Consider the following 13,471-nt stretch of genomic DNA (forward strand, 5'->3'; position numbering starts at 1 on the left):
TCCCGGCGCAACGGCAGCCGCACCCGGCGACCGGCTCGGTCGGGGTGCGGCGCGTTCAAGCAGGGGCTGCGGGCGGCCGGGTCAGGCGGTGGCCCCCTGGGCGGCGGCGTCGGGCTCGCGGCCGTCCTCGGCCTGCTGGGCGCGCTCGGCCAGCAGGCGGGCGAACAGGACCAGCACCGGAGTGGCGGCGTCGGAGCCCGGGCCCGAATCGCGGACGTACAGCAGCGTGGTGCCGACCCGCACCAGGGCCTCCGCCCCTTCCGCACCGTGCGTCCGGGCGGCGCGCTGGTCGCCGATCGAGGGGAGGGGGACGGCGGCGGCCGCGTCGGCGCCGCCGACGTGGGCGAGCATCGCGTCGAAGGCCCGGCCGGCGGCGTCGGCGGAGGCGAAGGTGACCACGGTGAACTGTGCGCTGTGCGTGGTCACGGCGCGGAACGTCACGGTGGCGTAGGCGAGTTGCTGGTCACAGGTGTCCGGGAGCAGGCAGGGCGCGTCCTCGCCCGGGCCCGCTCCCGACTGTGGGCCGCTCTCCACCTGCCAGCCGCCCGGCATGGCCCGCAGGTCGGGTAGCACACCCTGAACCTGGGCCGGGTCGCGCAGCGTCCGCCCGGCGTGGGCCAGGTCGGGCCCGCCCGGCCGCAGCAGCGGGCGCGAGCCCAGGTTGATCCCGACGGCGACCAGGGCGGCGACCACGATCAGCGCCAGCGTGACGAGGACGGGGGCGGCGCCGATCCGGGCGGCCCGGGCCTGGGCCCCGGCGACGGCCGGATCGACCCGGAGGTGGACGGTCGGCGGGTCGGCGGGCCGGCCGAGCTCGGTGGTGGCCAGGTACCGCGCGAACGCCGGGTCCACGGTGAGCAGTTCGCCGACGGCGGCGGTCAGCCCGGCCCGCGCCCGGGCGTCCCCCGGGTTCGCCTCGACCGCGTCCACGGCCCGGGCGCCCTCCGGCGTCGCCCGCAGCCGCACCCGCACCAGATCCGCGACCGCCCGCCCCGGGCCGGCCGCCACCCCCTCAGCCGCCCGCACCAGCACGCCCACCACCACGGGCACCAACTCCTGGCCGTCCCCCACGGCAACTCCCCCCGCCCAACGAGTCGTTGCCCCCACGATCCCGGACCGGGCGGCGCCGCGCCCCCCACCGGACGGAACGGAGACGGAACTGCAACCGGGCCCGGACGGGGGTGGGGCGGGCGTGACCCGCGGGGCCTCTGGTGCCCGAACGGGCCGGTCAAGGGGGCGGATCGGCCGCGAGCCGCGTCCCGACGGGGGACGGACGGATGCCGGGCGCGGCGAACCGGCGGGCGAGGCTGACCGGTGGGCGCACCCGTTCGGCCGGGGCCGGGCTCAGCGCAGGTTGCTCGACGCAGGTCGCTCAGCGCAGGTCGAAGACCAGCCGGGCGGAGACCTTGCCGCCCAGCACCTCGTCGAAGCAGGCGTTCACCTCCTCCAGGCGGCGGGGCTCAAGGATGACGCGGGTGCGGCCGAGGGCGTGCAGCCGGAAGACCTCGGCGAGGTCCTGGCGAGTGCCGACGATCGAGCCGATCACCCTGGTGCCGTTCAACACGGTCTCGAACACCGGCAGTTCGAGCTTCCCGCCGGCCGGGAGTGCCACCAGCACGAGCGTGCCGCCGCGCCGCAGCGCACCGTAAGCGGCCTGGAAAGAGGCGTTGCTGACGGCGAGGGCGATGGCCGCGTGGGCGCCGCCGAGCCGCTGGACCTCCGCCGCGACGTCCTGGGTGCGGGCGTCGAGGACGTGGTCGGCGCCGAGTTCGCGGGCCAGGGCGAGCTTGTCGTCGGTGACGTCGACCGCGATGGTCTCGGCGCCGAAGATCCGCGCGTACTGGAGCGCGAGGTGGCCGAGCCCGCCGATGCCGGAGACCAGGACCCGGGTGCCCGGGCGGGCGCCGGAGACCTTGAGCGCCTTGTAGGTGGTGACGCCCGCGCAGGACAGCGGCGCGGCGTCGAGCGGGTCGAGGCCGTCGGGGACGGGCACCACGTAGTCGCCGTGCGCCAGCGCGTACTCGGCGTAGGCGCCGTCCACCGAGTAGCCGCTGTTGTGCTGCTGGAGGCAGAGCGTCTCCCAGCCGGAGACGCACTGGTCGCAGCGCCCGCAGGCGTCGGCCAGCCAGGGGATGGCGACCCGTTCGCCGACCCGTACGTCGCGCACCTCCCCGCCGGCCGCCTCGACGATCCCCACGCCCTCGTGGCCGGGCACGAACGGCGGGCTCGGCTTGACCGGCCAGTCGCCGTGGGCGGCGTGGATGTCGGTGTGGCAGAGGCCGGACGCCTCGATCCTGACCCGGACCTGGTGCGGCGCGGGCTCGGGGACGGGGCGGTCCTCGATGACCAGCGGCGCGGTGAAGTCGTGGACGACGGCGGCCTTCATGCGCTCTCCCTCGGTCGGTGGTGATGCTGCTGGCGGCTGGGCGCAGCCGTCAGCAGCATCACTCGACGGGGTGAGTGCCGCAGCCCGGACTACTCCGGACGAGTGAAGGTCAGCCGGCTGCCACCGGCATCGACATGTAGACGGCGCGCTTGCCGTAGCAGGACGGCACCGTCACCTCGCGGTGGGCGCGGTAGCCGAGCAGCCGCAGCAGGATGTCGGTGCCGCGGACCGCGACCATGGAGATCCGCTCGAAGCCCTGCTCGGACGCCTGCTCCCGGAAGTGCCGGATGAACCCCAGTGCGACGTCCCGGCCGCGCAGGTCCTCGGCGATCACCAGGTCGTGCACGTGCAGGTTGTCCGACGCGAACACCGCCTCCTCCGGCCGGTCGAGGTCCGGGCAGCGCAGCGGCGGGTACGGCAGGCTCAGCAGGTAGCCGCGGACGGTGCCGTCCTGCTCCAGCACGAAGCAGGTCCGCGGCGAGGCGAGGGCGCGGGACTGCAGCGCCTCCCGGCCCTCCGACAGGCCGTCGGCCGCGTAGGCGTCGTGCTCCAGGGCGACCACGGCATCCCAGTCGCCCTCGGCCAGGAGCCGGATCCGGAGGTCCTCGCTCACCCGGCCGCAACCTCCGAGGCGGTGCCGAGCCCCTCCGCGCGGGAGGCGGCCACCAGCGACGCCCACGCTCCCATCAGCACCGCCCAGCGCTCGGCGTCCTCCTGCGCCTCGTCCAGGAGCTGCTGGCGCTGCTCGGCCACCGCGTCCGCGAGCTCGGCGTACTTGCCGCCAAGCTTGCGGTAGGAGCGGTCCAGGACGTCCAGGCAGTACTCGTTCCCGGCCCGGTCCCAGTCGACGCTGCCCCGCACCAGGTCGAGGATCGGCTCGACCTTCAGCCCGTGCCGCTCGTCCAGCAGCCCGCGGCCGAGGTCGATCATCCCGCCGTAGACCGGGTACAGGTACAGCATCGACAGCAGGAACTTGACGAACCGCATCTGGTAGGAGATGAAGCCGGCGCCGATGCGGCGTTCGGGCGTGTAGTAGTTGACGATGTGGCGGTTGTGGACGACGCCGGGCAGCCGGGAGTGGACCATGGCGTGCAGCAGGGCGTAGTCGCTGCCGATGGTCTTGACCGAGGGCAGCAGCGGCAGCACCTCGTAGGCCCGGTGGTCCAGCGCGATGTTGCACATGTAGACGTCCCAGATGTCGGGCACGCCGAGGACGGATTCGTCGGTGGTGAACGGCTCGGAGCCGGCGCCCTTGAACGAGACGTCCACCATCGCGTCCCGGTCCTCCTCCGGCCACACCGGCGGGGTCCACAGGCGCACCACGTCGCGGTAGATGTCCGGGTCCAACTCGTGGATCTCGCTGATGTCCACGTTGAGTTCGCCGATGAAGGAGCCGCTGACCAGCATCACCGGCTTGTCCGCGTCGGCCGGGTCGAGCTCGGAGCGGGTCACACCGGCCGCCGCCTCGCCGGCCGGTCGGCCGATCGAGAGCAGCTCGTGGTGGATCGGGAAGATCTTCCGACCGTCGACGACCTGGAAGTCGGCGTCGTCGTTGCGCAGGTGCGCCGAGGTGCAGCCCAGGGCGGCCGCGCCCAGGAAGAGCCGGTTGACGCAGGAGCCGTACGCGACGGCCGGCGGGAGCATCATGTCGAGCAGCAGTTCCGGGTCGGCGGCGCCGGAGCGCTCGGCCACCCGGCGCAGGAACTCCCGCTGCTGCGCGTTGCCGAGGTGGTGGACGACCACGCCGGGGGTGGGCTCCAGGGCGGCCACGGCGCCCGCGTTCTCCGCGAACTGGGCGGCGTCGGTGGTGTCGAGGATGAGGAGGTGCACCTCGACGTCGAAGTTCGCGACGGCGTAGGCCGCCTCCTCGGCGAGTTCCACGATGGTGTCGGGGCAGGATCGCATGGTGGGCAGGGCGAGGCAGACTCGTTGCATAACGGTGGAATCTCCGTCGGTTCGTCAGAATCGTGGCGGTGATGACGGTATGAGTGCTTTTCGCGCACCACCGTGGACTAGACCAGTTCCGAAGTCAACGATTGACAGAGCGGCTGCGGCGGGGTGGAATGCGCCCCCGCCCGACGGCTTTCCGGAGGCTCTCGGGCTTCCTTCCGGGCAGGGTGGAGCGCGGGTCCGGCGGCACGCGGCGCGGGCCTCCGGGTCCGTACGCGAGGACGAATTCCCGTCACAGATCCGAACGGGCGCGCGAGCGCGGGTGGTTCATTGCCGTGCATTGCGCCGTTGGGGTCAATCCGGAGGGCGAACCTGCCGATACCCGCAACGACGTCCGTTCGCCGCCTGGAGGAGACCGCATGTCCGACCTGTGGCTGCCCGGTGCCGAGATCCACGACCTCGGCGACCACGCGCCGACCGACCAGCAGTACCCCCCGAGAGCCATCGCCCACATCACCTGGGACCGCAACGCGACCGCCGCCGCGCCGCAGGACTGGTGCACCTACGAGGACCTGGTGAACTACTTCACCGGCAGCGGCGCCGGCGACGCGCCGCACCTGGTCTGGGACCCGTTCAGCGGCCGGATCGCCCAGTTGTTCCCGGCCGACTCCCGCTCGAAGAGCCTGCTCAGCCCGACGACGAGCCCGACCCGCACCAACCGGGCCGGGCGCGTGGTGATCCAGATCGAGGCGGTGTTCTTCCCCTACTGCACCTACCAGGGCACCGTGTACCCGCGGCTGGTCGACACCCCGTGCGCGGGCTGGGACCGGATCCACGCCTGGATCGCCTCCTGGGGCGTGCCCGACGTGTGGCCGATGGGCCGGCCGGTCGACTTCACCAGCGACCGCGACGAGCAGGTGTGGGAGGCCAGCGGCGGCTGGTACGCGCACGCCCACGTCCCGTTCAACGACCACACCGACCCCGGCTCCTGGCCCGACTTCACGGCCGGCCCCGGCACCCCGATCCCCTCGCCCTCGCAGCACCCCCCGGCGGACCCGACCCCGGCCCGGTACCAGACCACCATCAACGGCCTCCCGTACGGCTACGGCGCCCAGGGCTACCAGGTCACCGTGGTCGGCCGGGGGCTCGTCGCCCAGGGCTTCGGCGCCCACTACCGCTCCGGCCCCGGGCCGAACTGGAGCGACGCGGACACCGAGAACTACGCGGACTACCAGCGGAGTCTGGGCTACTCCGGCCAGGCGGCGGACGGCGTGCCGGGGGAGAGCTCGCTGCGGCGGCTGCTCGGCTACCTGCCCGGTCCCCGGACGGTGTCGCTCGCGCACGTCGTGGCGGCGGCCCGGACCGACCCCGGCGCCGAACAGGGGCACCGGACGTACGGCGCCGAGGTGGCGATCGTCGAGCAGGCACTGGCGGACGAGGGGCTGCTCGAACAGCGCTGGGTGGACGGCTCGTTCGGCAGCCTGACGGTCACCGCCTACGCCGGGTGGCAGCGCCGGTGCGGGTACGCCGACGCCGCCGCGGACGGGATCCCGGGGCAGGACTCGCTGCACCGGCTGGGCGCGGCGCAGGGCTTCGCCGTCACGGACTGACCGGGGCCCGTCCGTACCGGGGCATGGCGGAGGGGGGAATGCCCGGCTCGGCGGCGGGCGTTGTCCACCGCGTGACCAGCGCTGCGCCCATGACCAGGCTCTCCGTCCTCGACCGCTCCCGGACCAGACGGGGCGAGGAGCCGGCGCAGGCGTTGCGGGACACGGTGGCCTTCGCCCGCGAGGCCGAGCGGCTCGGGTACCACCGCTTCTGGGTCTCCGAGCACCACGGCGTGCCCGGGGTGGCGGGATCGGCGCCGACGGTGCTCGCCGCGGCGGTGGCGGCGGCCACCACCCGGATCCGGGTCGGCACGGGCGGGGTGATGCTGCCCAACCACCAGCCCATGGTGGTGGCCGAGCAGTTCGGGGTGCTCGCCTCGCTCTTCCCCGGCCGGATCGACATGGGGCTCGGCCGCTCGGTCGGGTTCACCGACGGCGTGCGGCGGGCGCTGGGCCGGGAGAAGGACTCCGCGGACGACTTCGGCGCCCAGCTGGCCGAACTGCTCGGCTACTTCGACGGCTCGCAGCAGGCCCACCCCGGCGTCCACGCCCGCCCGGCCGAGGGCCTGCGGGTGCCGGCCTTCGTCCTGGCCACCGGTGCGGGCGCCGACCTGGCGGCCGACGCCGGGCTGCCGCTGGTCATCGCCGCCGTCCGGGGAGAGGAACGGATGCTCGCGGCGATCGACCGCTACCGCAGCCGGTTCCGCCCCTCGGCGCAGGCCGCCGAGCCGTACGTGGTGGTCTCGGGCACGGTCGCGGTCGCCGGGAGCGCCGACCGGGCGCGGGAACTGCTCGTTCCGGAGGCGTGGTCCGGCGCGTACTCCCGCACCCACGGCGAGTTCCCGCCGCTGGCGCCCGCCACCGAGATCCTGGCCCTGCCGATGAGCCCGCGCGAGCAGGCCGCCTACGAGCAGTCGCTGAAGGGCCACATCGCGGACACCCCGGAGCGGGCCGTCGCCGAACTCGCCGCCCTGGTGGCGCGCAGCGGCGCGGACGAGTTCCTGGTCACCACCAGCACCTACGACCGCGCCGCCCTCCTCGACTCCTACCGGCTGCTCGCCGAGGCGGTCGGCCAGGCCTGAGGCCGCCGGCCGGGGCCGAGGCGGGTGGGCCAGCCCTGCGGCGCCGCCTTGCTCGGCCCGTCGACCTCCGAGCTCAGCCCGCGTCGACCTCCGACATCCCGAGCCGGGCGTACACCTCGGGCCGCCGCGCCCGCAGCCGCAGCGCGATGGCGACGCCCGTCAGGAACACCACCGGCACGATCGCCACCAGCGGCCAGTTGACCTCCGGTCCGGCATTGGTGAACAGGTCCAGCCGCCACACCACCAGCGCCGTCGCCCCGCACAGCAGCACGGTGGCGGCGACCGGCGCCACGACCGTCCGGAACGCCCCGGCGCTCGCGGCCGCCTCGCGATTGCGACGGAAGAAGGCGTACACGGACAGCCCGGCGAGCGCCTGCAACACCAGGATGCCGACCACGCCGGGGGAGTTCACCCAGAGGAAGAACTGGTTGTACGGGTCGGCCCCGATCAGCGCCGCCACCACGACGGCCACCGCCGCCAGCACCGACTGCGCGATGCCGCCGATCCACGGGGAGCCATGGCGCGGGTGGACCCGGCCGAGCGCGGCCGGGGCGGCCTGCTCGGTGGCGAGGGCGTAGCCGTAGCGGGTGATGGTGTTGTGGAAGGCGAGCAGCGCGGCGAGCAGGCTGGTCACGATCAGCACCCGCTGGAGGTCGGTGGCCCAGGCGCCGACGTAGTCGGTCATCGCGGTGAAGAACATCCCGGCCGGGTCGGCGGTGGCGGTCGCGACGGCCTCGGTGGCGCCGAAGGCCTGCACGATCATCCAGGTGATGAAGGTGTAGAAGAGGCCGAGGAAGGCGATCGCCGCGTAGGTGGCGCGCGGCACCGTCCGCCGTGGTTCGCGGGCCTCCTCGCGGTAGATGGCGGTGGCCTCGAAGCCGATGAACGCGGCGAAGGAGAGCCCGAGCACCCCGCCCATGCCCCCGGAGAACACGTTGTGCGGGGCGAACGAGGACAGGTCGAGCCCGTGCGCGCCGCCGCGCACCAGCACCGCCACGGCGAGCACGAGCAGGATGCCGGTCTCGGCGATCAGCAGCGCGCCGAGCACCTTGGCGCCGAGGTCTATCGAGCGGTAGCCGAGGAGCCAGACCGCCGCGACGCCGAGCAGCGCCCAGACCGGCCAGGGCAGGTCCAGGCCGAGCAGGTCGGCGGCGGTGGTGTGGGCGAAGAAGCCGAAGGCGCCGTACATGCCGATCTGGATGGCGTTGTACGAGAGCACCGCGAGCAGCGCGGCGCCGAGCCCGGCGGGGCGGCCGAGGCCGCGGGTGACGTAGGCGTAGAACGCGCCGGCGTTGCGGATGTGCGCGGTCATGGTGGTGAAGCCGACCGCGAAGAGGGCCAGGATGACGCCGGTGGCCAGGTAGGCGACGGGCGTGCCGATGCCGCCGAAGGCGATCGCGAACGGTGCCACGCCGGCCATCACGGTCAGCGGTGCGGCGGCGGCCACGACGAAGAAGACGATGTCGCCGGTACCGAGCACGCCGCCTTCCAGGCGGGCGGGGCCGGCGGCCGCGGTGCCGGGCCCGGTGCTGTCGGGCCCGGTGTTGGGCCCGGCGCGGCCGGTGCCGGGGCCGGTGCGGGGGGAGCCGGGTGCGGTCGGGGAGGCCGCTTCGGAGGGCAGGGTCATGGGGGAGCTCTCCTGGGGTCGTACGGACGAGGGTAGAGCGGTCGGCCGCCGATCGGGTGCGGGCGGTCGACGGGGACCGGACGCCGTGGGGGGCGTTCCGGCGGGCGGGTACGGGGGCCCGCCCTGGGTCAGTGCGTGCGTCGGCTTCAGTGGGTGCGTCGGCCGCCGAGCCAGGTCCCGGCCACCGGGACGGCGGCCAGCTCGTCGGCCGGCACCGCGTAGGGGTCGGCCGCCAGGTGCACCAGGTCGGCCCGCATCCCGGGCCGCAGCACGCCCCACTCCGCCTCCTCGAAGGCCTGGTGCGCGACACCCGCCGAGTACGCGGCGAGGGCCTCGGTGAGGCCGATCCGCTCCTCGGGCAGCCAGCCGCCGGCCGGCAGGCCGTCCGGGGTCTGCCGGGTGACGGCGGTGGCGAGACCGGCCAGCGGCTCGTACCGGGTGACCGGCCAGTCGCTGCCGAAGGAGACCCGGGCGCCACCGCGCAGCAGCGCGGCGATCTGGTACTGCCGGGCGCCGCGCTCGGGGCCGAGCCGGGGGAGGGTGAGTTCGGTCATCAGCGGGTCGGTCTGGGCCCACAGCGGTTCGAAGTTGGCGATCACGCCGAGTTCGGCGAAGCGGGGCAGGTCGGCCGGGTCGACCAACTGGACGTGGGCGATCACCGGGCGGCGGGCGCGCAGGCCGTTGCGGCGGGTGGCGGCCTCGACGGCGTCCAGGGCGATCCGGACGCCGTGGTCGCCGATGGCGTGGATGTGCGGCTGGAAGCCGAGCGCGTCGACGGCGGTGACGGCGTCGGCCAGTTCGGCGCCGGTCCAGTTGGCGACGCCGTGGGAGTGCGGGCAGTCGCTGTAGGGCGCCAGCAGGGCGGCCGTCCCGGACTCGACGACGCCGTCGGCGAAGAACTTGACCGCCCGGGCGGTGAGCCGGCCGCGCCCGCCGGCCTCGACCCGCTCCCGGTCGGCGGCCAGGGCGGGGAGCCGTGCGCGCCAGCCGTCCGGTTCGAGCAGCAGGGCGAGCCCGGCCCGGACGGGCAGATCGTGCTCGGCGACGGCGGCGAGCCAGGTGTCGACCTGCGCGGGCTCGATCCAGGCGTCCTGGAGCCAGGTGAGCCCGGCGGCGGCGAGTGCGGCGGTGGTCTCGCGCAGGGCGGCGACCTGTTCGGCGAGCGGGGGCGGCGGGACGAGCGCGAGGACGGGGTTGAGGGCGCCGAACTCGCGCAGGGTGCCGAGCGGGGAGCCGTCCGGGCGGCGGACGATCTCGCCGCCCACGGGGTCGGGCGTGTCCGGCCCGTACCCGGCGCGGCGCAGCGCCTCGCTGTTGGCCCAGCCGGTGTGGTGGTCCATGGTGCGTAGCAGGACGGGCCGGTCGGGGACGGCGGCGTCGAGCAGCCGGGCGTCGAACAGGCCGCCCTCGGCGAGCCACGGATTGACGGCGTCCCCGGTGATCCACTCGGCCTCGGGGTGCCGGGCGGCCCAGGTGCGGACGGCCTCGACGACCTCCTCCAGGCTGGTGCAGTCGCGCACCGGCACGCCGCGCAGCCCGATGGCGCCGAGCAGCGGGTGGAGGTGGCCGTCGCCGAAGGAGGGCAGCAGGGCGCCGCCGGCCAGGTCGACGGTCTCGGTGCGGTCGTCGCGCAGGGCGAGCGCCGGGTCGCCGAGGGCGGTGATCCGTCCGGCGGTGACGGCGAGGGCGTGGGTGGCGGGGTGGGCGGGGTCTCCGGTGTGGATCCGGCCGCCGGTGAAGATCGTGTCGGCACGCATGGGGGAGCGTCCTCTCCGGGTCGCGGCAGGTGACGAGGACGACCTGCCTAAACCGAATGGGGTTCGGTTACCGTAGGCGCGGCACCGGCGGGTGCGGAAGAGTTTTATTGAAAGCCATTCAGTAACGCTTGGGTAACGATGATCTTGAGGGTTCTCCGGAGGGCTCTCCGGCCCCTCGCCCTCCCGAAGATCCTCCGGAAGGCTTCCTGAAGGACTCCCCGAGGGCCCCCGAAGGACTCCCCGAGGGCCCCCGAAGGACTCCCCGAAAGACGAGGAACCGGCATGGCCAGGCCGCGCACACCCCTGCTGGACCGGCAGCGCATCGTCGACACCGCGTTGCGGCTGGTCGACGAGGCGGGCGACCTCACCATCCCCGGCCTCGCCGGCGCCCTCAAGGTCAGCCCCTCCGCGCTCTACCACCACGTCGCCGGCCGGGCCGAGATCGTCGCCCTGATGCGCGCCGAACTCGTCCGCACCATCGGCGAGCAGTCGATGTGGGACCAGCCCTGGGACGCGGCGCTGCGCACCTGGGCGCACGCCTACCGGGACGCCTTCGCCGAACACCCCGGCATCGTGCGCCTGCTCGCCACCGCCCCGCTCGCCGAACCGTTCATGCACGCGCTGTACGAGCGCGCCGTCGCCACCCTGGAGGGCGCGGGCTTCGCCGCACGGGATGTGATGGGCGTGATCACCGCCCTGGAGAGCTTCATCCTCGGCTCCGCCCTCGACCTGGTCGCCCCGGACGTCATGGTCGACGCCGTCGACCGTGACGCCACCCCGCGCCTGGCCGACGCCCTCGATGCCGTCCCCGCCGGCCGCGAACGCGCCGACCGGGCCTTCGAGCTGGGCCTCACCGCCCTGATCGCGGGTTACCGGGCGCTGCTGCCCTGACCGCCCTCCGTGCCGGGGCTGTCGGGGTCGCCGCGCCGGGGTTGGGTCGCCGCCGTTCCGCCGGGTCCGGTCCCGTTCCTCCCTCCGGTTTCTGAGCAGGCGTGATGACCTGCTAATGTTCTTCTCGTCGGGAGGGAAACAACCTCCCGAACAGGCGTCAGCGGTGCTACCAGAGCACGTCCTACTTTCAGTAGGAAGAGTCCGTGCGACCCGGGCCTGGCGCTCCACCCGAAGGGGCTCGTTCCGTCCAGCGGAACGGGCCCCTTCGTCATGCCCGGGGCTCCTTCGTCATGCCCGAGGGCCCCGGCGGCAGTCGGGCGGCGACCCGGTGGTGTAGACCTGCTCGCCCGGTCCTTCTACCGCATGACGGCGGTCGAAACCCTGCCGTGCGGCCGGTTCTCGGCCAAGCTCCCCTGCCAGGTGGTCGGCGGGTGGCGGTGGACTGCGGGCCGCGACCGTCCCCGGGCCAGCGGGTTCGCCCGGCGGCGATGGCTGACGCCTCGTCATACCTTGGCCGGAAGTGGATGCTACTGATGTGAATATGCCATTGGAATGTTCGTCATATGGAATCCGGCAGTAGCCTTCCGTGTCGAGCCCGCCACTGCTGGTGGCGGCCCGGCCGTGCCGTGCTGCGCCCGGCTGCCCAGACCCCCTCGAAGGAGCCGGTGTGCCGGGTATCGACGAATGCCTCGCCGGAGCGATGTCGATCTCCGGGGCACGCTCCGCGAGCCTGGTCGACTGGAGCAGCGGACTCGCGCTCGGCAGCCTCGGCGAGTGCCCGACCGGCGACCACGAGACCGCGGCCGCCGAGACAACCGACTTGGTACGGGCGGCCGTTGAGAGCCAGACCTTCACCGGGGCGGAGGACCGGCGGTCGCCGTTACAGGACGTCATCGTCACCGCCGGCCGCAGCTACCACCTCATCTGCTTCATCGACACCGTCTTCGACAGCCGCCTCGTCCTCCACCTCTGGCTCGACCGCGCCCAGGGCAACCTCGCCGCCGCCCGCTACCGCCTCCAGGCGCTCGCCGAGGAACTGGTGCTGGGGTGAACGGGACGCCCACCGCGGCCATCGGGTTTCGGCCAGCACGCCGGACGGGCCACCCCCGCCGCCCGCGCTCCACCGGCCGGTGGCCCGGATGACCGCCGCGCCCGCCGCCGTCCGCCCGCCCGCACCGCCGCAGACCCCCGGCGAGGCCCTCGGCCTGCTCGCCGCCCGCCGCGCCACCGGCGCCCTGCGCGGCCCGCTCGGCAGCCTGCACCTCGTCGACGGCCAGGTGGCCCACGCCGACTCCCCGCGCGCGCCCGGCCTGGCCGAACTGCTCACCGGCTGCGGCCGGATCACCCCCGGGCAGTGGGCGGAACTGCTCCGGCTCCACGGCCCGCGCGCCCGGGTCGGTGAGGCCCTGGTCGAACGGCGGCTGCTCACCCGGGGCGAGCTCGAACTCGGCCACCTGGGCACGCTCTTCGACGCCGCGTTCTTCGTCCTCGCCGACCGGACCGGTGGCGTCTGGCGGTTCGAGCCCGACGCCCGGCACTGGCTGGGCCCGGTGGCCACGGTCGACCCCGGCCGGCTGCGCCGCGAGGTCGAGCGCCGGGGCCGGCTGCTGGAACGGATCTGGCCCTGGCCGCAGCTCGACACCGCTCCGGTCCGCCCGGTGGTGCCGGTCCCACGGCCGTCGAACCGCCCGCCCGGCCGTCGCCGGCGCGAACTGCTGGACCACGCCGACGGCCGAAGAACCCCGGCGGACCTCGCGCGCCTGCTCGGCCGGTCCGGCTTCGGCGTCACGGCGGACGTCCGTCGCCTGGCCGCCGCCGGGCTGCTCGCCGCCCCGCGGCACGCCGCGCCGGCGGTGGCACCGAGCGCTGCGACATCCGTGGCACCCGCGACATCCGTGGCACCCGCGACGCCTGTGGTACCTGGGGCGCCGAGGCCCGCGGCGCCTGTCGCGGAAGCCGAGGCGCTGGCCCCGGACGCGCCGGCCCCCGCCCGCCCGCCGGGAGGCCTGCACCGCCGGGTCCCCGGTGCCACCCTCACCGGCGCCACGCCGTCCGGTCCCGTGGCCCCCACCCACTCCGATCACCCGCCCACCACGGCCACGGCCCACCCGCTGGCCGTCCCCGACCCGGACATCGCGCTGCTGACCCGGGTCCGAACCCTTCTGGAGGCCCGACTTTGAACCACTCTCCACCCGCGACCCCGCCGTCCCGGCCATGAGGCGGGCGCTCAA

General features: G+C 74.6%; 11 protein-coding genes. 5 read left to right on the forward strand and 6 right to left on the reverse strand.

Annotated elements, in window-relative coordinates; all coding sequences use genetic code 11:
- Window positions 1-81 precede the first annotated feature (81 nt).
- From ACIP37_RS17690 to ACIP37_RS17705, 4 genes are all read right to left on the reverse strand, one after another.
- Window positions 82-1,071 (reverse strand): hypothetical protein, encoded by a 990-nt coding sequence (locus ACIP37_RS17690; RefSeq protein WP_400807654.1) that lies wholly within the window; start codon window positions 1,069-1,071, stop codon window positions 82-84.
- A gap of 301 nt (window positions 1,072-1,372) precedes the next feature.
- The gene (adhP, locus tag ACIP37_RS17695; RefSeq protein WP_363629495.1) at window positions 1,373-2,386 is read right to left on the reverse strand and encodes an alcohol dehydrogenase AdhP; all 1,014 of its coding nucleotides are present in this window, start codon (window positions 2,384-2,386) and stop codon (window positions 1,373-1,375) included.
- A gap of 109 nt (window positions 2,387-2,495) precedes the next feature.
- Window positions 2,496-2,999, reverse strand: coding sequence for a GNAT family N-acetyltransferase (locus tag ACIP37_RS17700; protein WP_363629493.1), 504 nt, complete (start codon window positions 2,997-2,999; stop codon window positions 2,496-2,498).
- The gene (locus ACIP37_RS17705; protein ID WP_363585209.1) at window positions 2,996-4,321 is read right to left on the reverse strand and encodes a DUF6271 family protein; all 1,326 of its coding nucleotides are present in this window, start codon (window positions 4,319-4,321) and stop codon (window positions 2,996-2,998) included. Before ACIP37_RS17705 ends, ACIP37_RS17700 begins: the two co-directional genes overlap by 4 nt.
- Before the next feature lie 374 nt (window positions 4,322-4,695).
- Here ACIP37_RS17705 and ACIP37_RS17710 point away from each other — a divergent pair, with 374 nt between their 5' ends.
- On the forward strand, window positions 4,696-5,886 hold the full coding sequence (locus tag ACIP37_RS17710) for a peptidoglycan-binding protein (RefSeq protein WP_363585207.1): 1,191 nt from the start codon (window positions 4,696-4,698) through the stop codon (window positions 5,884-5,886).
- Window positions 5,887-5,975: 89 nt separating this feature from the next.
- Window positions 5,976-6,965: an MsnO8 family LLM class oxidoreductase gene (locus tag ACIP37_RS17715; protein ID WP_363585205.1), complete on the forward strand. Its 990-nt coding sequence runs from the start codon at window positions 5,976-5,978 to the stop codon at window positions 6,963-6,965.
- 73 nt (window positions 6,966-7,038) lie between these two features.
- On the opposite strand, the gene ACIP37_RS17720 is transcribed toward ACIP37_RS17715, so the two are convergent.
- On the reverse strand, window positions 7,039-8,592 hold the full coding sequence (locus tag ACIP37_RS17720) for an APC family permease (protein ID WP_400807657.1): 1,554 nt from the start codon (window positions 8,590-8,592) through the stop codon (window positions 7,039-7,041).
- Between the two features lie 146 nt (window positions 8,593-8,738).
- Window positions 8,739-10,349, reverse strand: a complete 1,611-nt coding sequence (locus ACIP37_RS17725; RefSeq protein WP_363585201.1) for an amidohydrolase — start codon at window positions 10,347-10,349, stop codon at window positions 8,739-8,741.
- Window positions 10,350-10,631: 282 nt separating this feature from the next.
- On the opposite strand from ACIP37_RS17725, the gene ACIP37_RS17730 reads away from it, so the two are divergent.
- The 3 genes from ACIP37_RS17730 to ACIP37_RS17740 all read left to right on the forward strand — a co-directional run bounded on the left by ACIP37_RS17730 (window position 10,632) and on the right by ACIP37_RS17740 (window position 13,420).
- Window positions 10,632-11,240, forward strand: a complete 609-nt coding sequence (locus tag ACIP37_RS17730; RefSeq protein WP_363585199.1) for a TetR/AcrR family transcriptional regulator C-terminal domain-containing protein — start codon at window positions 10,632-10,634, stop codon at window positions 11,238-11,240.
- Window positions 11,241-11,907: 667 nt separating this feature from the next.
- A complete protein-coding gene (locus tag ACIP37_RS17735) occupies window positions 11,908-12,291 on the forward strand; it encodes a hypothetical protein (protein WP_063350270.1) in 384 nt (127 codons plus the stop codon).
- An 88-nt stretch (window positions 12,292-12,379) separates the two neighbouring features.
- On the forward strand, window positions 12,380-13,420 hold the full coding sequence (locus ACIP37_RS17740) for a hypothetical protein (protein WP_400807662.1): 1,041 nt from the start codon (window positions 12,380-12,382) through the stop codon (window positions 13,418-13,420).
- Window positions 13,421-13,471: the final 51 nt, after the last annotated feature.

The organism is Kitasatospora sp. NPDC088861 (assembly GCF_044750105.1).
GTDB lineage: Bacteria > Actinomycetota > Actinomycetes > Streptomycetales > Streptomycetaceae > Kitasatospora.